This is a genomic window from Cobetia amphilecti, assembly GCF_020217465.1.
Lineage (GTDB): Bacteria > Pseudomonadota > Gammaproteobacteria > Pseudomonadales > Halomonadaceae > Cobetia > Cobetia amphilecti.
The window spans coordinates 2,907,094-2,932,391 of sequence record NZ_CP084115.1 but is presented as its reverse complement, the minus strand read 5'-3'; the positions used below and the strand labels follow the sequence as shown (position 1 = coordinate 2,932,391).

The following is a 25,298-nucleotide window of genomic DNA, read 5'->3' as shown; positions in this document are numbered from 1 at the left end:
TGGTCTTGGTCACTGCTCTAGAATGCAGACCATCGTTTGTGGGCAGGTGGCGTCATCGTCGCGTTTATCTGTCATTTGCCCACATATCACTCTGTGTCAGGTGGCGCCTGACCACGGCCCTGTCATCTCATGTAGCCGTGTCGCCCCTGACTCCGCGAGGAGAGCATCATGCAGGACTTTACCTATCAGAACCCGACCCGCGTGCACTTCGGTGCCGGCCAGATCGCCAAGGTGCGTGACGAGATTCCGGCGGATGCCCGCGTGCTGGTCACCTACGGTGGTGGGTCGATCAAGCGCAACGGCGTGATGGATCAGATCGAAGCCGCACTGGAAGGCCGTCAGTGGTGGAGCTTCGGCGGCATCGAGCCGAACCCGAGCTATCACACCCTGCTCGAAGCCCTGGAAGTCATCAAGCGCGAGAAGATCGATTATCTGCTGGCGGTCGGAGGTGGCAGCGTCGCCGATGGCAGCAAGTTCCTCGCGCTCGCCGCCTGTCATGCCGGTGATCCGTGGGAGATTCTCGCTGAGGGCAAGCACCCCGAGACGGCGCTGCCGCTGGGTGTGGTGCTGACACTGCCGGCCACGGGCTCCGAGTCCAATGGCAACGCCGTGGTCACCAACTACGAGACCCACGACAAGCTGCCGATGTTCAGTGAGCTGGCCTACCCGCGCTTCGCGGTGCTGGACCCGGCCACCACCCTGACCCTGCCGGAGCGTCAGAGCGTGAATGGCGTCGTCGATGCCTTCATTCACGTCAGCGAGCAGTACCTGACCTATCCGGTCAATGCCCCGGTGCAGGACCGCTTCTCCGAGGGGCTGCTGATGACGCTGATCGAGGAAGGCCCCAAGGTGCTGAGCCAGCCGGATGATCTGACCGTACGCGCCAACATCATGTGGGCCGCCAATCTGGGCCTCAACGGCCTGATCGGGCGTGGCGTGCCGCAGGACTGGGCCACCCACATGATCGGTCACGAGATCACCGCACTGCACGGTGTCGATCATGGTCGCACCCTGACCATCGTGATGCCGGCGCTGTGGGAAGAGCTGTTCGAGGCCAAGCGTGCCAAGCTGGCGCAATACGGTCGTCGCGTCTGGGCGCTGGAGGGCGATGAGGAGAGCGTCGCGCGCGCCGCCATCGACAAGACCCGTGACTTCTTCACTCGTCTGGGCGCGCCGGTGTCGTTGAGCGAAGCCGGTATCAGTGCCGATAGCATCGATCAGCTGGTCGACAACCTGACCCGTCACGGCTTCACCGCCATCGGTGAGCACGGCGATATCACGCCGGACGTGGCGCGTCGTATCCTGACCCGCGCTGCCTGATCGCACGCGTCAGTCAGGCTCGAGTGTCAGCCTCAAACCCCTCGTCACCTCTGGTGGCGAGGGGTTTTACGTATCTCCCCCCTTGTCTTCCCACTTGTTGCAGCTTGCCGATCGCCAGATCGCGTCACGCCAAAAGGCCGGATTCACTTGACGAGACTTCGTCGCCGGCCGGTTTTTGTTACTCTATAACCTTTTGCACGCCCTTCATCTTGCGGAGATTTCAGCATGTCTGTGGCTTCACGCGGCGCCAGAAGTGGCGACGCCCCGACGGAACCAGCTCCGATTCCGGTGCATCTGATCACCGGCTTTCTGGGAACGGGCAAGAGCAGTTTCATCCAGGCATTGGTCGCGGCCAAGCCAGCGGATGAGCACTGGGCGATCCTGGTCAATGAGTTCGGGCAGGTGGGGATCGACCAGGCACTGTTTGCCGGGCGCGAGGATGTCAGCGTCAAGGGACTGCCCGGCGGGTGTCTGTGCTGTCAGCTGGCCTTCGTGCTGCAGGCGGGGCTGGTCAGCCTGATCCATCAGACGCGACCTGACCGTCTGATCATCGAGCCCTCGGGGCTGGGCCATCCGGCGGGGCTGATCGATGTGCTGCGCAGTGAGGGGCTGGCCTCGGCGCTTGCGCTCGAGGAAGTCATCACCCTGCTGGACCCGCGCGCACTGGACGATACCCGCACGCGCGAACACGGCACCTTCCAGGACCAGTTGACGCTGGCGGGCGGCGTGGTGCTCAGCAAGCGTGATCTGGCGACTGAGCAGCAGCTGGCGGCCGCGCATGAGTTTCTGGCGGGGATGTGGCCGCGCAAGCGCTGGGTCGGTGAACTGGGCAGAGCCGACGGCGAAAGCCAGCCGCCGCAGGCTCGCATGGCCGGTCAGAAGGTCGCACTGATCGATTGGCTGCTGTCAGCAGAACGCGCGCCTCAGCGCCAGGGCGGCGGGCACGTAAGCGCAGCGCGTGAAGACCAGCCCGAGATCAGCATGCCGTCCGCCCATCGCGCTGCACGGGATAGGGCGCGTCTGGCGGCGCAGGCCAGTGATGAGCCGTCCGCCTCAGGTGTGATGCCGCTGCCCGGCGCGCCGGTGATCGAACAGGCCGAGGGGCTTGAGCATGCCAGTCTGGGCTGGCGAATCGCCGCAAGCGAGGTGTTCGACCTCGATCAGGTGACCCAGTGGCTGGATGGCCTGCCGCGTGAGTGGCGCATCAAGGGCATCTTTCATACCCAGGATGGTTGGCGCAGCTATAACCGCGCCAATGGGCGTGCCGAGCTTGCGCCGTCCAGTTGGCGCGAGGATTCGCGGCTTGAGCTGATTGCACCGCTGGGCGGGCAGGGCCAGGAGCAGGAGCAGGAGGGGATGGTGGCTGCGTTGCCGCTTGAGGATTCCCGTCAGCTGAATGCGGCCTTGCTGGCCTGTCGCAGCGACGGTGCCGCCAGGCCCTTCAACTTCTTCGGCGAGTGAGCAGAGGCGCCTCCCTCAGGGAGTACCTCTCACGTCAGGCGCTCCCACTCGCCGATCAGGCGCAGGGCCTCTTCGCGGGAATCGCCACACAGCTCGTGATCGAAATCGAAGTCGCCGCACACCGCCGGGCGCTGCGGCGTGCCGAACAGCTTGCACAGATTGTCGTCATCCAGCTGCACGCAACGCACCCCCGCCGGCTTGCCATTGGGCATGCCGGGAATCGGGCTCGAGATCGAGGGGGCGATGCAGCAGCCGCCACAACCGGCACGACAGCCGGGAGCGACAGCATCTGCAGAAGGGGCGGCAGTCTGCGTCATGAGGTGGCGGACGTGTCTTCGTGCTCGGGAAGGACGAGCGGCTCGCGCGCCGTCTGCGGGGTATGGCGCGCGATGGCACCCTTGTTGATGCCCTCGTAGGCTTCGACGCGGATGCTGTCACCGCTGTCGAGGGCGATCTGGCGCGCCAGCCAGTCGGCGATCCACTCGATGGTGGTCGGTGTCGGCAGCAGCCAGACCTGCTTGCGCGGCAGGCGGATGCGGAACCTGCCCTGCGGCGCTTCATAGCTGAATACCAGCTCACGCCCCGGGCGGTCGATCAGATCGCCTTCCTCGGCCAGGTAGCGGTCGTTGAGCTTCTCGGCCCACTCGGCTTCCAGCGCCGTGTCCCGCACACCATTGCGCTCGATGATCAGCGGCGAGCGATGCCCATGCGCGATACGCTGGCAGTTGCCACTGTGATGACGCAGGCCATGACTGTAGGTGTAGGCGGCGCCGTCGATGGTCTCGTCTCGCAGACGCACGCGCAGCGCCTCGACGCGCGGCGGCAGGCGGCGAGTCAGCAGCTTCTCGAAGTGGTTGGCCAGCACCTCGGTGGTGACCTCGGTCACCGGCAGCAGGCAGAAGGCTTGACGCGGGCCGCGCACTTCCATGGCGTAGGGCTGGGTGAAGCGCAGGCACAGTCCTTCCGGACAGTCCGTGACGCTCACGCCTTCGGCCTGGCTGGGCACGATCAGGGTGTGATCGGCGTCCTGATCGATCATGCGCTTGGCCCACGGCTTGACGTCGCCGAAGTCGAACAGCATGCCGTCATGGCCGACGGCGCCGTCCAGCTCCAGGTCCAGATGCTGGCTGATGCCGTACAGGCCGCGGGTATTGCTCCACACCGAGGCATCCACCGCGGTGAGGGCCCTGACGAACAGGGTCTTGGGAGTCATTGCGGTCATCAATCGATACCACTGATCTTGTGAGTCTGCAGCGAGAGCTGCCACTGGGGATTGCGCATGCAGTAGCTGACGCACTGGTTCATCGGCGTGTCGGACGCCAGCACCTCGCGGTAATGCTCGCGGGCCGCGGCAGGCGCGGGCAGGGCATCGAGGGCGGCGGTATCCAGTGGCTGCAGATAGAAGTGCGCGAAGTCCAGGCTGGCGAAGCGCTCCGGCAGGGCCTCCGGCTGCGGGTAGACGAGCTTGAGCTCATCGCCGCCGGTGAGGACCAGCTCGCTTGCGCCCTTGGGGCTGACACACAGCCAGTCGATGCCGGCAGGCGGCTCGACGGTGCCGTTGGTCTCCACCGCGATCTCGAAACCGCGGGCGTGCATCGCGTCCACCAGCTCGCTGTCGAGCTGCAACAGCGGCTCACCGCCGGTGAAGACCACATAGGGCGTGGCGATGCCGGTGTGTTCCGGCCACAGGCTGGCCAAAAAGTCCGCCAGCGCGTTTGCGGTGCGGAACTTGCCGCCATTCTGGCCGTTGGTGCCGACGAAATCGGTGTCGCAGAAGCGGCAGACCGAGGTGTCGCGGTCCTGCTCGCGGCCACTCCACAGATTGCAGCCGGCAAAGCGGCAGAACACGCTGGCGCGCCCTGCGCGAGCACCTTCGCCCTGCAGGGTGTAGAACGCTTCCTTTACCGTATACATCAGAGAGTGCCTGCGCCCTTGGCCGAGTCGGTCGTTTCGTAACCGAGCGGATCGCTCAGCCCATGGGCGGCGAAGGCCTCGAGACGCTCACGGCAGCTGCCGCATTCCCCGCAGGCCAGTTCGCGGCCTTCGTAGCAGGTCCAGGTCTGGGCATAATCGAGCTGCATGGCGATGCCGGCGGCCAGAATCTCGTCCTTGCTCGCGTGCAGGAAGGGCGCGCGAATCTCCACTGGCGAGAAGTTGGCGATGGCGGCGACGGCGTTCATCTTGTCGACGAACTCCGGACGGCAATCCGGGTAGAGCACGTGATCGCCACCGTGGGCACCATAGAAGCAGACCTCGGCCTCGATGTTGACGGCCTTGGCGATGGCCAGCGACAGCAGGATCATGTTGCGGTTGGGCACCACGGTCGAGGTCATGGAGGCCTCGTCGTAGTCGGCCTTGGGCATCGCCTGGTCACTGTTGGTCAGTGCGGAGTTGTCGATCAGGCCATGGATGGCGCGAATGTCGACGACTTCGTGGGCGACGCCCAGCGACTCGCAGACCTGGCGTGCGACGTCGAGCTCACGCGAGTGACGTTGGCCATAATGGAAGGAGAGGGCATGTACCTCGAAGCCTTCCTTCAGCGCCTGGTGCAGGACAGTGTAGGAGTCCATGCCACCGGAGTAGATGACGACGGCGCGGGGGCGCTCTGCAGAGGAGGCAGAAGCGGGTACAGCGGAATTCTGGACGTTGAGAGTCATGACGGAGAATTTCTTTGACCGATGGATTCGGCGCCCGGGATCCGGTCCGGGCGAAACGGGCGCCTATCCTACTCTTCCACACGCCTTGATGCCACTCGTGCACTGGTGCGGGGCGCGGATACACCGCCTGTCGCCAGGTTCTGAAGCGGCCATGGCAACCAAGCGTTGAGTCGGCGAGAAAATAGCCTTGGTACCCGCACCACAGGCTGGCATAGACTCGGAGTATTAGCGAAGCGTAGAGAGAGAGTCGTCTGTGTGCTGCACGCTTGTCCACCTAGTGCTTCGCCTGACGGCACGCACTTCGGAATGACGGGTTGAGGAGCAGGTTGAGGAGCCGGCTGAGTGGCTTGCCGAATGGCTCCGGGAGTGGCTCTCGCGATGGCGCCTGGAGCAGCGTCAAGTGACAGGCGAGACGGGGAGGCGCTGGCGTTCAAGTGTGTGCTCAAAAGGGCGATCAGAAGAGACAAAGTGCAGCAGTCTGGCGCCTGGTGATGTCCATGGGAGGAGTAGCATGGGCGCCCGGACATTGCCGCATTAGCCATGCGGCCCGGGCCTTGCGGCAGCCAGCGGTGACAATGAAAGCAGGTGTAAGCAGATAAGCGCGAGAACAGCCGGAAGCGTGAATGACGTGTCATGTCCCGGCGGTGTTACCCGCGTTGCGCCAGCCAACGGCCAGCATCACTGGCGACAGGCGGCCCTTGCGGGGCATCAAGCCATTTTCCTTATGACTGCAGGTGGAGTGAGCGTGCCTCTCGATATCTTGATCAAATTGCTGTCGTCCATCGAAGAGCCGTTGTGGATTCATGACCGCTTCGGCCAACTCGCCTGGACGTCGCCGCGCGCTCGACAGGAAGACAGAGTGCCGGAGCTGCCATCCCCGTTGCCCAAGCAGCCGGAGCCTTGTGGTATCAGCGGCCAGCCCGGTTTCTGGTTGATGGGCATCACCGGCGAGCTGGGAGAATGGCTGCTGGTGCAGAAGGCCAATCTGCCGTGGCGCATGGCGATCTTCGATGCCGAGTGTCTGGTGGCCAACACCTGTGGCTGGCAGGAGCTGTTCGGCACCGAGCGGCCGCGTCTCGAGCCGGTCAGCGAGCGGCGAGTCCGCCTCAAGGCGCCGTTCTCGGGGCTGGCGGAGGCCCGGGCGGCCGGGGTGGATGACAAGGTCTTGATCGCCCTGCGCCGCCTGCAGCCCATCAACCTGCTGTCGCGCGATCGCTTCAATGCCCAGATCGATGAACTGCTGCTGGAAGAAAGCGTCGACGGCAGCATCGATGGCGGCATCATTTACCTGTCGCTGACCCACCTGGAAATCATCAACTCGGCGCACGGTGCCGAACGCATCGATCCGCTGCTGGAGCGGGTGGCAGAAGCCATGTCCCTGCAGTATCGCGACGCCCTGGTCTGCCGCCCGCTGGGCAATGCCTTCGCGCTGTTCTTCGTCGGGGATGAGGCCAGCCTGATCGCGCGTGCCAACGAGCTGTGCGAACGGCTGGTGATGCTGATGCGACTGGATGGCAAGGCCCTGCCGGTCACGGCGCGGGTCGGCATCAGTCTGGCGCCGCAGCACGCACGTCGTGCCCATCGCCTGATGCACCTGGCCGAACTCGCCATGTTGCACGGGGAATACGATGACATCGATGTCTGCGGCCCCCTGCATGTGTTCTCGCCCGGCGCGCACATGCAGCACCTCAACGACTATCGCCTGACCAGTGACCTGCGCGAGCATCTCGAAGAGCTGGATCTCGCCTTCCAGCCCCAGTTCGACCTCGCCAGTGGCGAGGCCGTCGGCGTCGAGGTGCTGGTGCGCTGGGACCACCCCGAGCTTGGCACCATCGGGCCGGGGCGCTTCATCCCGCTGGCGGAGCAGTACGGCTTGATCGGCACCGTCGGCGCGCGGGTGATGGACACGGCCCTCTCGGCGACGCGTGACCTGGTGACGCCCAACGGCAAGCCATTGTCGGTGGCGATCAATGTCTCGGCTCAGGAATTTCGTGATCCCGGCTTCCCCGAGCGCGTCTCGGAGGCTCTGGCGCGCCATGACTTCGCGCCGGAACGCCTGGAGCTCGAGATCACCGAATCCTCACGCGTGCCGGATCTCGATCGCGTCGTGGAGCGACTGACCGGCCTGATCGAACGCGGCGTGCGTCTGGCGATCGATGATTTCGGCACCGGCTTTGCGTCATTGCTCTACGTGCGCGACCTGCGCGCTTGCCGCCTCAAGGTCGATCAGCGCTTCGTCGGTAGCCTTGACCATGATGCCCGCGACCGCGCCATCGTCTCCCACGCGATCTCGCTGGCCGACAGCCTGGGCATGGAGGTGCTGGCGGAGGGTGTCGAGACCGCAGAGCAGGAGCGCCTGCTGGTCGAGATGGGTTGCCATCTGGTGCAGGGCTTCCGCTATGCACGGCCCAAGCGTCTGCCGGAGCTGGTCGAGTGGCTCAAGCGCAAGCCGTCGATCCATCCCTGCCCTTGAGTGTTTCTTTTGAAGGGTGCTAGATGAAGGGCGCTGAAATGAAAGGGGCCTGAAATGAAAACGCCCGCCACGCAGTGACTCTGCATGGCGGGCGTTTTCATGCTGGGCATTCAAGTCTGGCAGTGGCCGCGGGAGGTGACGGCGTGCGTTCAGACTCGAGAGCCGTGGCGACGTCTCATTCGCTGCAACCGCTACCGTAGCCGTACATGTTCTCGAAGCCCGGAATGCGTTGCTCCCAGACGGGCGGCGTGCCGACGACCTCCTGCAGGCAATCGCTGAAGCGACGCGTCTTCTGCGGCAGGTACTGGCGGTGCGGGTAGACCAGGTGGATCGAAGGCAGTGGCTTCATCGGCACGTTGGTCAACAGCGGCACCAGCTCGCCGTTCAGGATCTCGTCCTTGATGTTGATCGCGGACACCATGCCATAGCAGGCACCCGACTTGATGGCGCCGATCAGCACGTCGGCATCGTTGACCTTGAGGCGTGAATCCAGCGCCACCTTTTCCTCGACACCGCTCTCGGTGCAGACGCGCAGGCGATCGAGAATGAAGCCATCGCGGGAATACACCGCTGCCGGCAGGCCAGACAGATCGGCGGGGGTCTGGGGCATGCCGTGCCGCTCGATGAAGGCCGGCGAGGCACAGATCAAGTGACGGTGTGCAGCCAGCGGACGCGCGATCAGGTTGGAGTCTTCCAGCTCCGACATGCGAATGGCCAGGTCATAACCGCCGCCGATCAGATCGGTCAGGTGGTCTTCCAGGCGCACTTCCACCTGGGTATCCGGGTAGCGCTCCATGTACAGGCGCACGGCCTGGGCGACATAGGTGCGCCCGAAGTGGCTCGGGCTGGTGATCTTCAGGATGCCGCGCGGGCCATCCTGATAGGCGCCGGCCACATCGTCGGTATCTTCCAGCACTTCACGCAGACGCAGTGCGTGCTGATGGATCTCGCGCCCCGCATCCGTCAGGGCCAGCGAGCGAGTCGAGCGATTGAACAGGCGAATCTGCAGTTCTTCTTCCAGACGGCTGATCTGCTTGGATACCACCGAGCGGTTGACCTGACGATGGTCAGCCGCCTTGGAAAAACTCTGTGCTTCTACCACATCGAGAAACAGCAACAAACGGGATGCTTTATCCACGGTCTGACCTCTCGTGATGCCATGGGGAGGGGAACACTCTGCCAGCCATCCGTGAGGCAGTCAGTGCATATAAAGCGACGGTCCAACTTCGGTAGCAGTCGATAATCGGTGACATTGCATGGGTCATCATCACGAATCCAGGTGACGGAAATCCCTGACAAGGTGAGTTTATCACGGTCACTGTTTCCTCTAATACCACGCATCAACGCGTTTCTCGCTCTTCCTGTTGCCGACAATGCATCAAAGACATGTCCCACTGAGCCTATCTGGGGTCCGGCGAAATCCCTAGAATCATCCCTCCAGCGTCACGGAAGTGTTCCGACGCCTTATACCTTCATCCAACCAGTCATGCTCGACATGCTGGGAGTGAGTTCATGTCTTCTTCTATGTCCACCGACGCCTCTGCAACATCGACCCCGCCAACGTCGGAAACGCCGACGACGCGTGAGCTGATGTCACGCCTGTGGCGCAGCACCTTGCCGATGACACTCGGCATCATGGGGTTGCTGGGCTTCAACATGGTCGATGCCGCCTTCGTCTCGCATCTGGGCACCGCACCACTGGCCGCGCAATCCTTCACCTTCCCGCTGACCTTTCTGATCATCGGGGTGCAGGTCGGCATGGGCATCGCGATCGCCGCGATCGTCTCGCGGACCCTGGGCGCCGAGGATGAGGCGCGTGCCCGGCGCCTGGGCGGTGTGGTGCTGCTGGGGTCCGGTGTGTTGATGGCACTGCTGATGCTGCTGTTGTGGGTCATCAGGGTGCCGGCCTTCGAGTTGCTGGGGGCCAATGCCACTGAAATGACGCTGATCGAGGTCTACTGGGGCCCATCGCTGATCGCCAGCTGGCTGGGGGCCATGGCCTATGTGCTCTACAGCCTGTTCCGCGCCCACGGCGACACGCGTCTGCCGGGCGAGATGATGCTGCTGACCAGTGTCTTCAACCTGGTGCTGGACCCGCTGCTGATCTTCGGCGCGGGGCCGCTGTCCGGCTTCGGTCTGGCGGGCGCTGCCTGGGCGACCGTACTCTCCTTCGGGGCCGGGCTTGCCATCACGGCATTCAAGCTCTCGCGCCGCGACTGGATGGAATACCGCGGCCTGTGGGTCGAATGGCAGGCCTCGCGCCGTCAGCTGGCGGGAATCGCGATACCCGCGATTCTGTGTCAGATGATGCCGGCACTCTCCGCGATGCTGGTCACCGCCATCGTCGCGGGACTGGGCCAGGCGGAGGTGGCCGCCTGGGGGATCGCCTCACGCCTGGAGACCTTCTCGCTGATCGTGGTGCTGGCCCTGACCATGTCGCTGCCGCCGTGGCTGGGGCGCTGTTATGGCGCCGGCCGTTGGCAGGAAATTCGCCGCCTGATGAACCTGGCCGCCCGCGTGGTGGTGATCTGGCAGCTGGTGCTGGGCATTATCGCCGCAGTGCTGGCGACCCCGTTGGCCTATGTGCTGGTGGGCAGTGACGAGGTCTCGGCGGCACTGGCGGTCCTGCTGCCGTGGATGTTGCCCAGTTACTCCTTCCTCGGCATCTGCATGCTGGTCGTGTCGGCTGCCAACGCGCTGGGGTGGCCGCTGCGTGCCACGGCGTTGTCCTTCGTGCGGCTCTTCATCTGCTTCATGCCGGCGGTATGGCTGGGGGCACATCTGGATGGGCTGCGCGGTGTCGCCATCGGCTCGGCGATCGGCAACCTGCTGGCGGGTGTGGTGGCATGGCGCGTCTATCGTCAGGCCCTGGGCGACCGCGGCAAGTCAGTGCGTCGCCATGCGTATGTCGCGACGACCTGATCGCCCGGGCCCCCATGGCGTCCAGCACGAGGGCTCCCTTGAGATGTCAGGCGCCATTCAGAAGATTCTGCCCGGAAGGTCCTGCTGGAGACCCTGTCAGTAGACCTTGTCAGAAGCCCCGTCAGCAGTCCCGCTGAGAAGCACCGAAAGCGGCCATTCCAAAAATGGCCGCTTTTTTATTTTTTATCACTGCCATGATGCGAAATTTACCTGCTTATTTTCTGATATATGGTCTCATAACAGAATATTAACCGTGGTTTGCGCCTCTATACTGGATGCATTCAGGCCAAGCCACTGTGAGTCGCCTTGTCGACCGGTGTTGGCCTTCATCGTCTTTATTCGCTGCCGAGTGCGCGAATACGCCTGTCATTTGCCGTGGGGCGCGGCTTGCAGTCATGGGGTAGGCCAACATGAAGATTCTTGTACTCGGTAGCGGCGTCGTCGGTGTCACCAGTGCCTATTATCTGGCGCGTCAGGGGCATGAGGTCACTGTCGTCGACCGTCAGGCCAGCCCGGCGATGGAAACCAGCTACGGCAACGCCGGTCAGGTCTCCTTCGGCTTCTCCTCGCCGTGGGCGGCGCCGGGCATTCCGCAGAAAGCCGTCAAGTGGATGTTCCAGGAGCATGCGCCGCTCAAGATCCAGCCGCGCATGGATCCGCAGATGGCCAAGTTCATGGTCAAGATGTTCGCCAACTGCAACGCCGACCGCTATGCCGTCAACAAGGAGCGCATGGTGCGTGTCTCCGAGTACAGCCGCGCCTGCATCAACGCCCTGCGCGAAGAGACCGGACTGCGTTACGAAGACCGTCAGAAGGGGCTGTTGCAGCTGTTTCGTACCCAGGCGCAGGTCGATGCCGTGCAGAGCGACATGAAGGTGCTGGCGGGCTGTGGCGTGCGCCATCAGCTGCTGGACGCCGACGCCTGTGCCACGGTGGAGCCGGCACTGACCCGCGTGCCGGGCAAGTTCATCGCCGGCCTGCACCTGCCGGATGACCAGACCGGTGATTGCCATCTGTTCACCAACCGGCTGGCGGATTACTGCCGCGACACCCTGGGCGTCAATTTCGTCTTCAATACCACCATTCAGCGCATCCAGCGCAGCGGCAGCCGCATCGAGAAGGTCATCACCGACCGTGGCGAGATGACGGCCGACAGCTACGTGATGTGTCTGGGCAGCTACTCGCCGTTCCTGGCGCGTGATCTGGATCTGGACCTGCCGATCTATCCGGTCAAGGGCTACAGCCTGACCGTGCCGATCATCAATGCCGATGCCGCGCCGCAGTCCACCGTGATGGACGAGACCTTCAAGGTCGCGCTGACGCGCTTCGATGACCGTATCCGCGTCGGTGGCACCGCCGAGCTGGCCTCGTTCGATCTTTCCTTGATCGAGAAGCGCCGTGCGACCATCAACATGGTGGTGCGTGATGTGTTCCCGGAAGCCGGTGACTATGCGCGGGCGGAATTCTGGGCCGGCCTGCGTCCGATGACGCCGGATTCCACGCCGATCATCGGTGGCACCAAGTATGACAATCTGTGGTTGAACACCGGACACGGCACCCTGGGCTGGACCATGAGCTGCGGCAGTGCGAGTCTGTTGGCGGACCTGGTGGATGGTCGCAAGCCCACCATCGACCCCAACGGTCTCAGTCTTGGTCGCTACGCTGCCTGATGCTCGGCGCAGTGTCTGTATCTGTGTAAGTGTCAGTGGCTGCGCCAGGGTCTGCCAGGCAGTGCGTACTGCCGTGTAGTCGTCTTTTTTCGAGTGTCTCTCCGTCAACTGATTGAACAAGGAATTGCGCATGACCAAGCAGATTATCTCTACCGAGTCCGCACCGGCTGCCATCGGCCCGTATTCCCAGGCGGTGCGCACGGGTAATCTGGTGTTCCTGTCCGGCCAGATCCCGCTGGACCCGGCGACCATGGAAGTGGTGGAAGGCGGTTTTGAAGCCCAGGCAGACCAGGTATTCCGCAATCTCAAGGCGGTGTGTGAGGCCTCCGGTGGCAGCCTGGATCAACTGGTCAAGGTCAATCTGTTCCTGACCGATCTCAGCAACTTCGCCGTGGTCAACACGCTGATGGAGCAGTACTTCAGCCAGCCGTATCCGGCGCGCGCGGCCGTCGGCGTCAAGGAGCTGCCCAAGGGCGTGCTGTTTGAAGCAGAAGGTGTACTGGCACTCTCCTGATCGCTCGTCGATTGTCGGACTGAACGAGCGGCCGCACTGAACGAACGACTGGCGCGAATCGATGCCTTGTCTCTCACTCCCCTCGCTGATTCATCAGCGGGGGGAGTGTCGTTTCAGGGGGTCGTGACGTCCTGCAGGCAGCTTGAGCGTGACATTTGGTGCCAGCATGATTAGCGTAAGGCTAAATGAGCCAGCGACCAGCGCTGACTCTCGGAGCATCGCGGACGAACCCTTCAAGGAGCAACATCATGGCGCAGTCAGACACAGGCACCCGTGAACCCGGCATACGGCTGCGTCAGCTGGAAATGCTGTGGGCGGTGATCGAGTGTGGCTCGATGAAAGGCGGTGCCGCGCAACTGGGGATCAGCGTGCCAGTGGTCTCGCGGGGCTTGGCACAACTCGAGCAGACGCTGGGCTATTCGTTGTTTCTGCGCGAGGGCGGCAAGCTGGTACCGACCCCGGAAGCCGAGCGCCTGACGCCATCACTCGCCCGGATGTTCAGCGCTCAATCCGAGCTCAGACGACTGGCCTTCGGGCCGGGCAGCGGCAAGCGTCCGCGTCTCGTGCTGGCGGTCACGCCCGGTCTGGAGGCCTTCAGTGCCGGTTGGCTGACACGCATCGCGGCCAGTGAAGCCTTGAGTGAGTGGCTGCCCAGTCTGGAAGTGCTCGAGGTGTCACAGCATGATCTCGCCATCCGCGAGGGGCGGGTCGCGATGGCGGTGAGCCTGGAAGCACCGCCGGAGCCCCAGGGCGGCAAGCGTGCCAAGACGGCGGCGGCACGCGCCCGCGAGCTCAAGGCCAGCCTGCGTCAGCGAGCGCGCGAGGAGACGACACTCATCGAAGGCGATGACGACGAGGCAAAGCCTACCGCCAAGGCTGCCATGCCCGAGCTGGGGGATGATACGCCGGAGTTGCCGTTTGACGTCGAGGATGATGCGCACAATGCCGAAGGGACCGCTTCCCGCAGCGGGACAAGTGACGAGGCGCAAGCCGAGGCACCGCCCGCGCTGAAGCTGCCCTTGATGCTGCTGTGGCCCTCATGCTGGCCGCTGCTGGACAAGCCGCTGACCCTTGCGCGCCTCAATGAGCGGCCCTTCGTGGACCTGCCGGAAACCAGCAGTCAGGGGCGCTTGATTCGTGGGCTGCTCAAGCGTGAGCGTGTGACGCCGGCGAGTCTGCTGGAAGTCGCCACGCCGGCCAGTGCCGGGCGTCTGGCGCGCGCGGGCAGTGCCGCCACCATCATTGATGCGCTGTCGGCGCTGCAGGTGCTCGAGGATGCCAGAGGCGACCTGATCGGCCTGCCGCTCTCGATGCGCAGCGAGCGCTATCTGGAGCTCAAGTGGCAGTTGCCGACGGCCGAGGAAGGGGAATCGCTGCACGCGGTGCAGGCCCTGCTGATCAGTCTGCTCGAAGAGGAGGTGGCGGCGAGTCTTGCTCGCTTGCCGCTGGCGGACGAGGAAGGCTGATGGTGCAGGCGCCTGGCGGAAGCCTTGCCTCAGAGTAGAGAGCAGATCAGACAACAGGCCGGACAACCGACCATTCAAGAAAAACCCCGCCGATTGGCGGGGTTTTTCTTGTCTTTCACGACAGCGCTCGCTCGGGCTCAGCCCTTGACGACGGTCGCGATGGCCTTGGCCACGTAGGGCAGGTTCTCGGTGGAGAAGCCGGCCACGTTGGCACGCCCGGAGCGCACCATGTAGATGCCGAACTCGTCACGCAGGCGATCGACCTGTTCCGGCGAAAGGCCGGTGTAGGAGAACATGCCACGCTGCTCGGCGATGAAGGCGAACTGCTCGTCCAGACCATACGGCTTGAGCGCCTCGACGAAGTCACGACGCAGGCCGTTGATGCGCTCACGCATCTCGGTCAGCTCGCTTTGCCACTCGCCGCGCAGGGTGTCGTCCTCGAGGATGTCGATGACCACCGCACCGCCATGCGCCGGCGGGTTGGAGTAGTTCTCGCGCGCGGTGATCGCGGCCTGGGAGCGCACGTCGAGCATTCTCTCCTCGTCCTTGGCGATCAGGATCAGGCAGCCGGTGCGCTCGCAGTAGATGCCGAAGTTCTTGGAGCAGGAGCTGGTGATGATGGCTTCATCGACATTCTCGGCCAGCAGGCGCACGCCGTAGGCGTCTTCTTCCAGGCCGTCACCGAAGCCCTGGTAGGCGAAGTCGATCAGCGGCAGCAGCTTGCGCGCCTGGACGACCTCCAGCACCTGGTCCCACTGCTCGCGGCTCAGATCGAAACCGGTCGGGTTGTGGCAGCAGGCGTGCAGCAGTACCACGTCACCTTCCGGGATGGTCTTGAGCGTCGCCAGCATGCCGTCGAAGTCGAGGCGGTTGTTCTCGTCGACATACGGGTAGCTGTGGCGCGTGACGCCAGCGGCGTCGAAGATGCCCAGGTGGTTCGGCCAGGTCGGGGTGGACAGCCAGATATCACGGCCCTTGAGGTTGCTGGCGATGAAGTCCGCGGCCAGACGCAGGGCACCGGTACCGCCGGGTGCCTGGGTGGCGCTGGCGCGATTGGCGGCCAGCACCGGCGACTCGGCGCCCAGCACCATCGGCAGTACGACCTTGCCGAAGCGCGGGTCACCGTGAGAACCGATGTAGGTCTTGGTGGCCTCGTTCTCGACCAGGCGGCTCTCGGCCTGCTTGACCGCACGCATGACCGGCGTATTGCCGTTGGCATCGCGATAGACGCCCACGCCGAGGTCGACCTTCTGCGGGTTGGTGTCCTTGTTGAAGGCTTCGATCAGGCCGAGGATGGCATCCCCGGGTACACGCGCAATCTGCTCGAACATCTTATTTCGCTACCTCGTCGGTTCTGGCGGCCATGATGAAATCGTTCTTGTGCAGACCCTTCATCTCGTGGGACCACCAGGTCACGGTGACCTTGCCCCACTCGGTGAGAAGTGCCGGGTGGTGCCCGACTTCCTCGGCAATCTCGCCTACGCGATTGGTGAATGCCAGTGCCTGCTTGAAGTTGCGGAACGTGAAGCACCGTTCCAGTTGCATGATGCCATCGCGATTGAGCAACTGCCACTCGGGAATGGCGGTCTTGAGCGTCTCGATGTCGCTATCGCTGACCTTGGGCGCATCGAAGCTGCAGGCTTCACAGGACTGTCTGGCGAGTTCGGTCATGTCACTATTCTCCGGCTTGAGGAAAGAGGGGGCTGGTGAAAAGGCGTATCCCTTGGGGCAAGGGCGTCGGTGCGATCAGCGTCTGTGCGATCAACGTGGTGGGAAGCGCGGCGTCTTGAGGCCGAGAGCCATCGCCTCGTGGACCAGCGCCATGATGTCGCGACTGGCGAGTTCATGCAGGTCGTCCAGTGACTCAAGGACATAGTAGAGCGGCTGCAGGATGTCGATGCGATACGGGGTGCGCAGTGCCTCGACGGCATCGAAGGGCAGATGCGCGGGGCGCTCGAGACTCTCCGCAAGCTCACCCAGGGCATAGCGGGTCTCGCGCGGCGAGGAGATGATGCCGCCGCCGTAGAGGCGCAGGGCGCGACTACCATCGGGTTGAGTCTCGCGCAGCATGCCGAATTCCACCGTCATCCAGTAGAGGCGGGCCAGATAGACGCGCTCTTCCTTGCTGGCGGCGAGACCGAGGCGTCCGAAGGTGGCGGTGAACTCGGCGAAGGCGGGGTGGGTGAGCATCGGGCAGTGGCCGAAGATCTCGTGGAAGATGTCCGGCTCCTGCAGGTAGTCGAGTTCTTGCGGGGAGCGGATGAAGGTGGCGACCGGGAAGCGCCGCTCGGCGAGCAACTCGAAGAAGCGCGTGAAGGGGATCAAGGCCGGCACGCGAGCGGTTCGCCAGCCGGTGGCGGCCTCGAGGACACGATCGATCTCGCCGAGCTGGGGGATGCGGTCCTCCGGCAGGGCAAGGCGCTCGAGCCCTTGCCGATACTCGCGACAGACACGCCCCTCGACCAGCGCCATCTGGCGCGCCATCAGTGTCTGCCAGGTGGCGTTTTCCTGATCGCTGTAATGGATCCGGCCCCGGGCATCCGGCTCATGGGCCACGTAGCGGGTGCCCTTGGCCTTGGTTTGCGAGCCGGGCTGAGCTTCCTGGGATGTCTGTGGCCAATGACGACCCTGCGGTGCGTTCATGCAACCTCCCCAACCAGATGGCGGCGCTGCCGAGCAGGCTGCCGTGTTGTCTTTATGGCGTACATGCCAGTCCTTGCATGTCGATGACAACGCTAGGCCTTGTCGGGTGGCGTTGACCAGTGGTCAGGCGTGGCTCTGCGCCGCAGATAACGCTGCGTTGGCGCGTATCTTGTCACATAATTGTGACACTGGAGTGGTAATCGGGCGCATCCTGTGCCATTCGGGCGCTCGTGCATTGCTGTGTCGCCGTCTTTTGTAAGGAATGCTTTACGACGTTTTTGATAACGCTTACGTTAACGTCACTCAGCCGCCCGTCGCCAAGCCGCCCGTCGCCAAGCTGTCCGTCGCCAAGCCGCCCGTGACTCGAGCGGCGCCGCCAGGCCGGCGACACCATTTCGATGACAATCCAACAAGAATTCCAACGACAATGCCAACAAGAATTCCAACGACAATGCCGAGAACGCCATGCGCCTCAAATTGACCTGCCAGAATCGAATCGGGATTCTGCGCGACATCCTGGCCCCCTTTGCCGATTACGGCCTCAACGTGCTGCGCGGTGAGGTCGGCGGAGAGGCCAACAACTCCATCTATCTACATGTGCCCAACATGCTGCGCATGCAGCTCTCGACCCTGAAGCCGACCCTCGAGGAGATCCCCGGGGTCTTCAAGGTCAGTCGCGTCAGCCTGATGCCCACCGAGCGACGCCATCTGGAGCTCAATGCGCTGCTGTCATCGCTGTCAGACCCGGTGATGTCCATCGACATGGATGGGCGCGTGGTAGCGGCCAATCGCGCGGCAGGCAAGTTGCTCGGGGTGCGCATCGATGAGGTGCCGGGGCTGGCGCTGACGCGTCACGTCCAGGATGTCGACCTGCCGGAACTGATCCGGCGCAACAATGCCCGCGTCAATGGCCTGCGCCTGCGGGTAGGGGAGGAGACCTTCCTCGCCGATATCGCGCCACTGCATACCGAGAATGAGGATGTCGCCTCGCTGGCGGGCGCCGTGGTCACCCTGCATCGTGCAGACCGACTGGGCTCGCGTATCTATCAGATCCAGCGCACCGAGGTGCGCGGCTTCGAAGCGATATTCCAGGCGAGCCGTCAGCTGTCGGCGGTGGTCAAGGAGGCTCGCCGCATGGCACCGCTGGATGCGCCGCTCTTGATCGAGGGCGAGACCGGCACCGGCAAGGAGCTGCTGGCGCGGGCCTGCCACCTGGCAAGCCCCCGCGGCCAGGCACCCTTCATGGCGCTCAATTGCGCGGGGCTGCCGGAATCGATGGCCGAGACGGAGCTGTTCGGTTATGCCCCGGGCGCCTTCGAGGGCGCACGGCCAGAGGGCAAGCTGGGCCTGCTGGAATTGACCAGCGGCGGCACCATCTTCCTGGATGAGGTCGGCGAGATGAGTCCGCGCATGCAGGTCAAGCTGCTGCGCTTTTTGCAGGACGGCGGTTTCCGGCGTGTCGGCAGCGATGAGGAGACCTTCCTCGATGTGCGCGTGATCTGCGCCACCCAACAGGACCTGCCGGCACTGTGCAGCGAAGGGCGCTTCCGCCACGACCTCTTCCATCGCCTCAATGTGCTGTGTGTGCAGATTCCGCCGCTCAGGGAATGTCTGGATGGGCTCGAGGAGCTGGCGCGGCATTTCCTCGAGCGGGCGGTGCGTCAGATCGGCGCTCGCGTACGGGATATCTCGCCCGAGGCCATGGCGCGCCTGCAGGGCTATCACTGGCCGGGCAACGTGCGTCAGCTGGAGAACGTGCTGTTCCAGGCCGTCTCGCTGTGCGATGGCGAGGTGATCGAGGCGCAGCATCTGCGCCTGTCCGGCGAGGCGCGTGATGAGGGGCTGGACAACATCGACCTGACCGGCAGCCTGGGCGATATCCATGACGAGGTCGAACGGCGCATCCTGGCGCATCTCTACCCCGAGTACCCGTCCAGCCGATTGCTGGCCAAGCGCCTGGGGGTCTCGCATACCACCATCGCCAACAAGCTCAAGCGTCACGGCATCGCGCAGGAATGACCCGCGGCGCAGGTGATGACGGGAGAGAAAAGACAACAGGGCGAGAGCAAAGCAGACGAGCCGCAAAAGAAGAAAGAGGAGAAGGGGAAGATAAGTCAGAAGACAGGCAAGAAGACAGAGACGCAGAGGCGCTTGAATGCGTGTTTGAATATCGGAATTGGTGAATTGTTTTGCTCGCTAATAAAGGGTATGATTCTCATATTGTTAGCAAGCTAATATAGATGGCGTCTGATATCGCCGGCAACAGCCGCCCTGACGCCGCACCAATCAAGGCTCTCGTGGGTCTTCCGCTCAGTACCGATGAGGGGGAGTGTCATGGGAGCCTTCATGTCGAGAGATGATACATGAACGCACATTCTTCGGGGACGGATTCGACACAGGAAATTCCGTTTCACGAGCAGATCAAGCCCTCGCTGGGTGGCCAGGTCGGCCGGGTCCACCGTCTATGGCGCACCGCCATCACCAGCGCGGTGCGTAGCCTGGACATGACGGAATCGCGCTGGACGGTCATGGTCCATCTGGAAAAGCTCGGCGAGGGCTGTACCCAACAGATGCTGGCCAGCGAGCTGGGCATCGAGATGCCGTCGCTGACGCGCACCCTCAACCAGCTCGAGGCTCAGCAGCTGATTGCGCGTGTGCCGCACGAGACCGACAAGCGGGCGCGTTGCCTGTGGTTCACCGAGCAAGGCCGCCAGTGCCTGACCCAGTTGACGGAGCGCATCGAGCGAGTGCGTGCCGAGCTGTACGTCGGCTTCGATGACGAAGCGCTCAATGCCTTCGCCCGCACTCTGCTCCAGTTTGAAGACAATGCCAGTGCCAGCATCGCGCGCTCCCAGGCCGAATATCAGCGGAGTCGTCAGGGGTGACATCCGATCAGCGCTTTCGGCGCTGGTCGCGGTCTGCAGCGCGATGCTGCTGATCTACCTGATGCATGCGCTGCTCAATCGCTTCGCGGCGACGCGTCTGATTCGCCCCGCCGCTTGTGACAGTCGTCGCCGGTCGAGATTGTCGGCGCTCCGCAGGCGGTGGATCAGCGTGGCGCGTCGTAGCGCCCTGCGGTGCCGTGGGTGAACACCACCTGCCACAGCTGAAGCTGGCGGGCGCGGAAGGCGCCTGCGCAGGCGCCGAGATAGTACTCGAACATGCGCTTGTCGCGCGGTGAGTAGGTATCGGCCAGCTCATGCCAGTGCTGGTCGAGATTGGCGCGCCACGCCATCAATGTCGGGTCATAGTCGGCGCCGAAGTTGTGCCAGTCCTCCATCACCAGATGCGCTTCGCTGGCGCGTACCAGCTGACTGGCGCTGGGCAGCACGCCATTGGGGAAGATATAGCGGTTGACCCAGGGGTCGGCCGAGATATCGCTCTGGTTGGAGCCGATGGTGTGCAGCACGAAGCGCCCGCCGGGCCGCAGCAGGTGCGCGGCATGGGCAAAGTAGGTGGCGTAGTTCTTGTGGCCGACGTGTTCGAACATGCCAATCGAGGCGATGGCATCAAAGCTTCCCACCGTGCGCCGGAAGTCAGGGTCGCGATAGTCCTTGAGCAGGATTTCCACCGGTAGCCCTGCGCAATGCTCACGCGCCAGCGCGGCCTGTTCGGCGGAGATGGTGATGCCGACGACCTCCACGCCGTAATGGCGCGCGGCGTAGGCGGCAAGGCTCCCCCAGCCACAGCCGATATCCAGCAACCGCATGCCGGGCGCCAGCCCCAGCTTGCGACACACCAGATCCAGCTTGGCCTGTTGCGCCTTGCCCAGGTTCTCCGCACTCACCGGCAGGTCTTTCCAGTAGCCGCAGCTGTAGCACAGGGTGTCATCCAGCATGCGCGTGAAGAGGTCATTGCCGAAGTCATAATGCACCTTGCCGACCACGCCGGCGCGGCGGCGGCTCTGCAGGTTGATCACCCCGGCCTGCAGGCGATAGGCGATGCGCTCGCTGGTGGTGTGGGCGCGGCTGCCCAGGCCATGTCGCAGCAGGCGACAGATCATCTCGTCGATCTGGTCGCAGTCCCACCAGCCTTCCATATAAGCCTCGCCCAGTCCCAGGCTGCCTTGCTGCAGTACCCGCCGGAAGAGGTCCGGATGGCGAACGCGAATGTCCCAGGGATCGGGCCCGTTGAGCCTGACGCCGGAACCTGCCAGCAGATGTTCGACGGTGCGTCGATGACGGGTGTCGGGGAGTGCAACGGGGGCCAGGCGTTGTTCGATACTCATGGAAAAGCCTCCTTGACGGCGCGCGGGCGCAGAGAGTCCTGATGGGTTCGTCATGGCGTATGGCAGTGATCGACAGTCCCCGAGCGATAGGGCTGTCGAACGTCTCGCATGGCAATGCGCGAGCTTCATGCTGCGAGGTGCATGCAGCGAGGTTGCAGGGTCAGCGTCCGAGTCGCCACTGTCGTGCCACCCGGGCGGCGGGGGCTCTCTCTTCACCAGTTTCACATGGCGATCAGGGGCAGCGCTGGGACAGCTTTCGTCGGAACTCAAGTGCCGCAGTGTCGGTTTCCCTGGGTTATCGCCTGGTGTCGGAACGCAAGAAAGCCGCCCCTGGGGGCGGCTTTCTGACGGATGCTGCGCTTTCGCTTTCGCCGTCGTTGCGACTTTCGCTTTCGCGTTCGAGCGCGCTGTCAGGTCACGCTACCTGACGGGGGAACGCCTCAGCGGCAGCGCACGGTCCAGACGACCTTGTAACCTTCGCCTTCATGGGTGGCGGCAGCCATTTCGGTGTCTTCATTGACGGTGCCACCTTCCAGCTGGTCATTGCCATCGGCGGCCTTGGCGGTGGCGTCGTGCGGGCCGAAGACGCGCGAATCGAGCACATCGTACTTGTCGCGGTCCTGCTCTTCACACACCTCGAGCGCGCGTTCCTTGACCTGTGCGATGGCATCATCGCGGTCTTCATCGACGGCGCTGACTTCATAGCGCGTGTCCTGCTTCTCGATCACGCTGGTGTTGCCGCAACCGGCGATGAAGGCGGAGCCGACGAGGGCCAGGGTCATGCAGGAATTGCGCAGGGCGTTGGATGTCAGGGTCATGATCTCTCCTTGAAGTGTCTTTCAGAGCTGTCTTCCAGAGCCGCCGTAAGCGGGCTCGGGTCTCAATGTCTGTCGTCAAGATGACGCTGACATCAGTACTGGGGGGTATGGGCGCGTGCTTCAAGTGTCGAGATGCATCGACGCTGACTGTCGCCTGCCGCCAACAGCAGAGGCGCGAGGGCACTGGCGAGTGGGCTTGCGGGCAACCGAAGTGACACTTTGGTCGTGAACTGTCTCATTTAGGCATGTCGATGCCTCATCTGGACAGCCAACCTGTGACAACTGACCTAGTCTGCATAAGCCCTACCGGTTGGACGCCACCGACCGGGGGCTGGTGGCCGATGCAGGAGAAGTGACGGGCGGCGCAAGCCAGCTTGTCTGCCTGTCGCCGGCCACCTGCCAAACCCCATGCCAGCCAGGAGCACGTCATGTCAGCCAATGCCAATCGCGGAGTCGTATACCAGGGAGCGGGGAAGGTGAGTGTCGAATCACTGGACTATCCGACCCTGGCGCTGGGAAATCGCAAGTGTGAACACGGGGTCATTCTCAAGGTCGTCTCGACCAATATCTGCGGCAGTGATCAGCACATGGTGCGTGGCCGCACCACTGCGCCGCAGGGCCTGGTGCTGGGCCACGAGATCACCGGTCTGGTCGTCGAGGCCGGGCGCGATGTGGAATTCATCAAGGTCGGTGACATCGTCTCGGTACCCTTCAACATTGCCTGCGGCCGCTGCCGCAACTGCAAGGAAGGCAAGACGGGGATCTGTCTGAACGTCAACCCGGCGCGTCCCGGCGCGGCCTACGGCTATGTCGACATGGGCGGCTGGACTGGCGGTCAGACAGATTACGTCATGGTTCCCTATGCCGACTTCAACCTGCTCAAGTTCCCGGATGCCGACCAGGCGATGGAGAAGATCCGTGATCTGACGCTGCTGTCCGATATCTTCCCCACCGGCTTCCACGGCTGCGTGACCGCGGGGGTCGGGCCGGGCTCCACGGTGTATATCGCGGGGGCCGGGCCGGTCGGGCTGGCGGCGGCCGTGTCCGCCCAGCTACTGGGGGCGGCCTGTGTCATCGTCGGCGACATGATCCCCGAGCGTTTGCAGCAGGCCGAGAGCTTCGGCTGCGAGACCATCGATCTGCGTCAGGAAGGTTCGATGGAAGACAAGGTCGAGGTGATTCTCGGCGAGCGCGAAGTGGATTGCTTCGTCGATTGCGTCGGCTTCGAGGCGCATGGCTGTGGTTGTGATCACGGCCGCGAGCAGCCGGCCACGGTGCTCAACTCGGCAATGGCGCTGACGCGTGCCGGCGGCCAGATCGGTATTCCCGGGCTTTATGTCACCGAAGACCCGGGCGCCGAGGATGAGGCCGCCAAGGTCGGGGCGCTGTCGATGCGCTTCGGGCTGGGCTGGGCCAAGTCCCACTCGCTGCACACGGGCCAATGCCCGGTGATGAAGTATCACCGCCCGCTGATGCAGGCGATCCTGTTCGGGCGCGTCAATATCGCCGATGCGGTCAATGTTCAGGTCATCAGTCTGGAAGAAGCACCGCAGGGCTATGCGGACTTCGATGGCGGCGCTGCCAAGAAATTCGTCATCGACCCCCACGCCATGGTGCGCAACGGCCGTGCCGCCTGATGCCATCACGGCCTGAATCCCGCCCGTAGCGGAGTTCTGCCGCCACAGACGACGCCGCCACGCCCTTTCATCGGGTGTGGCGGCGTCGTCTTTTTTGAAGCGTGCCTGCCAGTCGGATGTTGCAGCCAGGCCCTTGTTGTCGAAGAAGCGCTGCGCTATACCGGTGGGCATATGAGGCCAGCGCGCTGCGTATGGTGCTCTCCGCTCTGATGTATCTGCACAGGAATGCCCATGTCCGCTTCAGCGTCCCCCATCGCCAATACCGCCAGCCTGATGCCGCAGCACGCCGATTTCTCCGACTGGCCCAATAGCCGCGACTGGCTGGCGCATCTGGTCAGCTTCAATACCGTGTCGCGCGAGTCGAATCTGGCGTTGATCCATTGCCTGCGCGACGCCCTGGAAGTGGTCGGCGTCAGTGCCGAGGTCATCCACAACGATGGCGGCGACAAGGCCAATCTGCTGGCGGTGATCGGGCCGGAGGTCGAGGGTGGTGTGGTGCTCTCCGGGCACACCGATGTGGTGCCGGTGGAGGGTCAGGCCTGGGACAGTGATCCCTTCACGCTGCGTGAGGCCGAGGGTCGCCTTCATGGGCGCGGTTCCGCCGACATGAAGGGCTTCATCGCCTGCTGCATGGCGGCGGTGCCGGCGCTGGTGAATGCCCAACGTGCGGGCACGCTGAAAAAGCCGGTGATTCTTGCCTTCTCCTATGACGAGGAGATCGGCTGTCTGGGGGCGCCGCGCATGATCGCACGCCTGCGTGACCGCCTGCCGCGTCCGGCGGCGGTGCTGGTGGGCGAGCCGACCATGATGGCGATCGTCGATGCCCACAAGGGCATTACCGATCTGCGCACCACGGTGACCGGCAAGCCGTCGCATTCCAGCCTGGTCTATCAGGGGGTGAGTGCCATCCATCTGGCGGCGCGCATGGTGACCTTCATCGAGGACCGCATGCAGGCGCGCATCGACTGCGGCCATCTGGACGAGCGCTTCGATGTGCCCCACGCCAGCCTGCACGTCGGGCGTATCGAGGGCGGCACGGCGGTCAACATCACCGCCGGGGAGTGCATCTTCGACTGGGAGCTGCGCCATCTGCCGGGCGAGGATGTCGAGGCGATGCTGGCGGAGATCGATGCCCACGCCGAGCGTCTGGTCGCTCCCTATCGTGAGCGGGCGCCAGAAGTGACGATTCGTAGCGAACGCACGGTGGAAACGGTGCCGTCACTCGGGCATGGCGATCGGGACCCGGCCATTCGCCTCTGCCAGCGTCTGCTGGGCGATGAGCGGGCCAGCGAGGCCGTGGCGTACACCACCGAGGCGGGACAGTTCCAGAGCGAAGGCTGGCCGACGGTGGTCTGCGGGCCAGGCTCCATCGGGGTCGCGCATCAGGCCAATGAGTACATCGAGCTCAGCCAGCTGGCGGCCTGTGATCGCTTCCTGGCCCAGCTGGTGCGTGAGCAACAGGGCGGTTGAGGCTCCTGTGTCGGGCCTG

General features: G+C 63.8%; 21 protein-coding genes. 11 read left to right on the top strand and 10 right to left on the bottom strand.

Going from position 1 to position 25,298, the window contains the following annotated elements:
• Positions 1-168 precede the first annotated feature (168 nt).
• Positions 169-1,320, top strand: a complete 1,152-nt coding sequence (locus tag LCW13_RS12320) for an iron-containing alcohol dehydrogenase (protein WP_225347036.1) — start codon at positions 169-171, stop codon at positions 1,318-1,320.
• A gap of 225 nt (positions 1,321-1,545) precedes the next feature.
• The gene (locus LCW13_RS12315; protein ID WP_225347035.1) at positions 1,546-2,781 is read left to right on the top strand and encodes a CobW family GTP-binding protein; all 1,236 of its coding nucleotides are present in this window, start codon (positions 1,546-1,548) and stop codon (positions 2,779-2,781) included.
• A gap of 29 nt (positions 2,782-2,810) precedes the next feature.
• Here the strand turns inward: LCW13_RS12315 and LCW13_RS12310 are convergent, their stop codons facing one another.
• Genes LCW13_RS12310 through queC form a run of 4 tightly spaced genes read right to left on the bottom strand, consistent with a single transcriptional unit; the run spans position 2,811 to position 5,438 of the window.
• Entirely contained in the window at positions 2,811-3,098 is a 288-nt protein-coding gene (locus LCW13_RS12310) for a YkgJ family cysteine cluster protein (protein ID WP_225347034.1), read from the bottom strand.
• Positions 3,095-3,994 carry a 6-carboxytetrahydropterin synthase gene (locus tag LCW13_RS12305; protein ID WP_225347033.1) on the bottom strand — a complete coding sequence of 300 codons (900 nt, stop codon included), beginning with the start codon at positions 3,992-3,994 and terminating at the stop codon, positions 3,095-3,097. The genes LCW13_RS12310 and LCW13_RS12305 overlap by 4 nt, the downstream gene beginning before the upstream one ends.
• A gap of 8 nt (positions 3,995-4,002) precedes the next feature.
• Positions 4,003-4,695, bottom strand: coding sequence for a 7-carboxy-7-deazaguanine synthase (gene queE, locus LCW13_RS12300; protein WP_225347032.1), 693 nt, complete (start codon positions 4,693-4,695; stop codon positions 4,003-4,005).
• Positions 4,695-5,438, bottom strand: coding sequence for a 7-cyano-7-deazaguanine synthase QueC (gene queC / locus LCW13_RS12295; RefSeq protein ID WP_043331289.1), 744 nt, complete (start codon positions 5,436-5,438; stop codon positions 4,695-4,697). Before queC ends, queE begins: the two co-directional genes overlap by 1 nt.
• Positions 5,439-6,183: 745 nt before the next feature.
• On the opposite strand from queC, the gene LCW13_RS12290 reads away from it, so the two are divergent.
• Positions 6,184-7,911, top strand: coding sequence for a putative bifunctional diguanylate cyclase/phosphodiesterase (locus tag LCW13_RS12290; RefSeq protein ID WP_052384227.1), 1,728 nt, complete (start codon positions 6,184-6,186; stop codon positions 7,909-7,911).
• Between the two features lie 175 nt (positions 7,912-8,086).
• On the opposite strand, the gene LCW13_RS12285 is transcribed toward LCW13_RS12290, so the two are convergent.
• Positions 8,087-9,049, bottom strand: coding sequence for a LysR family transcriptional regulator (locus LCW13_RS12285; RefSeq protein WP_043331288.1), 963 nt, complete (start codon positions 9,047-9,049; stop codon positions 8,087-8,089).
• Positions 9,050-9,423: 374 nt separating this feature from the next.
• Here LCW13_RS12285 and LCW13_RS12280 point away from each other — a divergent pair, with 374 nt between their 5' ends.
• From LCW13_RS12280 to LCW13_RS12265, 4 genes are all read left to right on the top strand, one after another.
• Positions 9,424-10,833: an MATE family efflux transporter gene (locus LCW13_RS12280; protein ID WP_404813628.1), complete on the top strand. Its 1,410-nt coding sequence runs from the start codon at positions 9,424-9,426 to the stop codon at positions 10,831-10,833.
• A 410-nt stretch (positions 10,834-11,243) separates the two neighbouring features.
• A complete protein-coding gene (locus LCW13_RS12275) occupies positions 11,244-12,503 on the top strand; it encodes a D-amino acid dehydrogenase (protein WP_043331286.1) in 1,260 nt (419 codons plus the stop codon).
• A 130-nt stretch (positions 12,504-12,633) separates the two neighbouring features.
• Positions 12,634-13,017 (top strand): RidA family protein, encoded by a 384-nt coding sequence (locus tag LCW13_RS12270; protein ID WP_043331285.1) that lies wholly within the window; start codon positions 12,634-12,636, stop codon positions 13,015-13,017.
• 248 nt (positions 13,018-13,265) lie between these two features.
• Positions 13,266-14,483, top strand: coding sequence for a LysR family transcriptional regulator (locus LCW13_RS12265; RefSeq protein ID WP_225347031.1), 1,218 nt, complete (start codon positions 13,266-13,268; stop codon positions 14,481-14,483).
• Between the two features lie 137 nt (positions 14,484-14,620).
• Here LCW13_RS12265 and LCW13_RS12260 read toward each other — a convergent pair whose 3' ends face one another.
• From LCW13_RS12260 to phhA, 3 genes are all read right to left on the bottom strand, one after another.
• Positions 14,621-15,814, bottom strand: a complete 1,194-nt coding sequence (locus tag LCW13_RS12260) for an amino acid aminotransferase (protein ID WP_225347030.1) — start codon at positions 15,812-15,814, stop codon at positions 14,621-14,623.
• Between the two features lies 1 nt (position 15,815).
• The gene (locus LCW13_RS12255) at positions 15,816-16,154 is read right to left on the bottom strand and encodes a 4a-hydroxytetrahydrobiopterin dehydratase (RefSeq protein ID WP_054555480.1); all 339 of its coding nucleotides are present in this window, start codon (positions 16,152-16,154) and stop codon (positions 15,816-15,818) included.
• Positions 16,155-16,244: 90 nt separating this feature from the next.
• Positions 16,245-17,126, bottom strand: a complete 882-nt coding sequence (gene phhA, locus LCW13_RS12250; protein WP_225347029.1) for a phenylalanine 4-monooxygenase — start codon at positions 17,124-17,126, stop codon at positions 16,245-16,247.
• A 465-nt stretch (positions 17,127-17,591) separates the two neighbouring features.
• Here phhA and LCW13_RS12245 point away from each other — a divergent pair, with 465 nt between their 5' ends.
• Both LCW13_RS12245 and LCW13_RS12240 read left to right on the top strand, forming a co-directional pair.
• Positions 17,592-19,145: a sigma-54-dependent transcriptional regulator gene (locus tag LCW13_RS12245; protein ID WP_225347028.1), complete on the top strand. Its 1,554-nt coding sequence runs from the start codon at positions 17,592-17,594 to the stop codon at positions 19,143-19,145.
• A gap of 344 nt (positions 19,146-19,489) precedes the next feature.
• Positions 19,490-20,011: a MarR family winged helix-turn-helix transcriptional regulator gene (locus LCW13_RS12240; protein ID WP_225347027.1), complete on the top strand. Its 522-nt coding sequence runs from the start codon at positions 19,490-19,492 to the stop codon at positions 20,009-20,011.
• A 164-nt stretch (positions 20,012-20,175) separates the two neighbouring features.
• On the opposite strand, the gene cfa is transcribed toward LCW13_RS12240, so the two are convergent.
• Together cfa and LCW13_RS12230 are read right to left on the bottom strand one after the other, a co-directional pair.
• On the bottom strand, positions 20,176-21,354 hold the full coding sequence (gene cfa / locus LCW13_RS12235) for a cyclopropane fatty acyl phospholipid synthase (RefSeq protein WP_054555479.1): 1,179 nt from the start codon (positions 21,352-21,354) through the stop codon (positions 20,176-20,178).
• A 440-nt stretch (positions 21,355-21,794) separates the two neighbouring features.
• Complete coding sequence (locus LCW13_RS12230) at positions 21,795-22,172, bottom strand: hypothetical protein (RefSeq protein WP_043331278.1); 378 nt, start codon at positions 22,170-22,172, stop codon at positions 21,795-21,797.
• Between the two features lie 428 nt (positions 22,173-22,600).
• Between LCW13_RS12230 and fdhA the strand changes: the two genes are divergently transcribed.
• Both fdhA and argE read left to right on the top strand, forming a co-directional pair.
• Positions 22,601-23,809 carry a formaldehyde dehydrogenase, glutathione-independent gene (gene fdhA / locus LCW13_RS12225; protein ID WP_054555477.1) on the top strand — a complete coding sequence of 403 codons (1,209 nt, stop codon included), beginning with the start codon at positions 22,601-22,603 and terminating at the stop codon, positions 23,807-23,809.
• A gap of 231 nt (positions 23,810-24,040) precedes the next feature.
• Entirely contained in the window at positions 24,041-25,279 is a 1,239-nt protein-coding gene (gene argE, locus LCW13_RS12220) for an acetylornithine deacetylase (protein WP_225347026.1), read from the top strand.
• Positions 25,280-25,298: the final 19 nt, after the last annotated feature.

Excerpts from the sequence above, each read along its gene's own strand:
- LCW13_RS12315 (WP_225347035.1), top strand. The coding sequence starts at position 1,546 with ATGTCTGTGGCTTCACGCGGCGCCAGAAGTGGCGACGCCCCGACGGAA.
- LCW13_RS12245 (WP_225347028.1), top strand. The coding sequence starts at position 17,592 with ATGCGCCTCAAATTGACCTGCCAGAATCGAATCGGGATTCTGCGCGAC.
- phhA (WP_225347029.1), bottom strand. The coding sequence starts at position 17,126 with ATGAACGCACCGCAGGGTCGTCATTGGCCACAGACATCCCAGGAAGCT.
- LCW13_RS12255 (WP_054555480.1), bottom strand. The coding sequence starts at position 16,154 with ATGACCGAACTCGCCAGACAGTCCTGTGAAGCCTGCAGCTTCGATGCG.
- LCW13_RS12265 (WP_225347031.1), top strand. The coding sequence starts at position 13,266 with ATGGCGCAGTCAGACACAGGCACCCGTGAACCCGGCATACGGCTGCGT.
- LCW13_RS12305 (WP_225347033.1), bottom strand. The coding sequence starts at position 3,994 with ATGACTCCCAAGACCCTGTTCGTCAGGGCCCTCACCGCGGTGGATGCC.
- LCW13_RS12270 (WP_043331285.1), top strand. The coding sequence starts at position 12,634 with ATGACCAAGCAGATTATCTCTACCGAGTCCGCACCGGCTGCCATCGGC.
- argE (WP_225347026.1), top strand. The coding sequence starts at position 24,041 with ATGTCCGCTTCAGCGTCCCCCATCGCCAATACCGCCAGCCTGATGCCG.
- fdhA (WP_054555477.1), top strand. The coding sequence starts at position 22,601 with ATGTCAGCCAATGCCAATCGCGGAGTCGTATACCAGGGAGCGGGGAAG.
- LCW13_RS12280 (WP_404813628.1), top strand. The coding sequence starts at position 9,424 with ATGTCTTCTTCTATGTCCACCGACGCCTCTGCAACATCGACCCCGCCA.
- queC (WP_043331289.1), bottom strand. The coding sequence starts at position 5,438 with ATGACTCTCAACGTCCAGAATTCCGCTGTACCCGCTTCTGCCTCCTCT.
- queE (WP_225347032.1), bottom strand. The coding sequence starts at position 4,695 with ATGTATACGGTAAAGGAAGCGTTCTACACCCTGCAGGGCGAAGGTGCT.
- LCW13_RS12320 (WP_225347036.1), top strand. The coding sequence starts at position 169 with ATGCAGGACTTTACCTATCAGAACCCGACCCGCGTGCACTTCGGTGCC.
- LCW13_RS12240 (WP_225347027.1), top strand. The coding sequence starts at position 19,490 with ATGAACGCACATTCTTCGGGGACGGATTCGACACAGGAAATTCCGTTT.
- cfa (WP_054555479.1), bottom strand. The coding sequence starts at position 21,354 with ATGAGTATCGAACAACGCCTGGCCCCCGTTGCACTCCCCGACACCCGT.
- LCW13_RS12310 (WP_225347034.1), bottom strand. The coding sequence starts at position 3,098 with ATGACGCAGACTGCCGCCCCTTCTGCAGATGCTGTCGCTCCCGGCTGT.
- LCW13_RS12260 (WP_225347030.1), bottom strand. The coding sequence starts at position 15,814 with ATGTTCGAGCAGATTGCGCGTGTACCCGGGGATGCCATCCTCGGCCTG.
- LCW13_RS12275 (WP_043331286.1), top strand. The coding sequence starts at position 11,244 with ATGAAGATTCTTGTACTCGGTAGCGGCGTCGTCGGTGTCACCAGTGCC.
- LCW13_RS12230 (WP_043331278.1), bottom strand. The coding sequence starts at position 22,172 with ATGACCCTGACATCCAACGCCCTGCGCAATTCCTGCATGACCCTGGCC.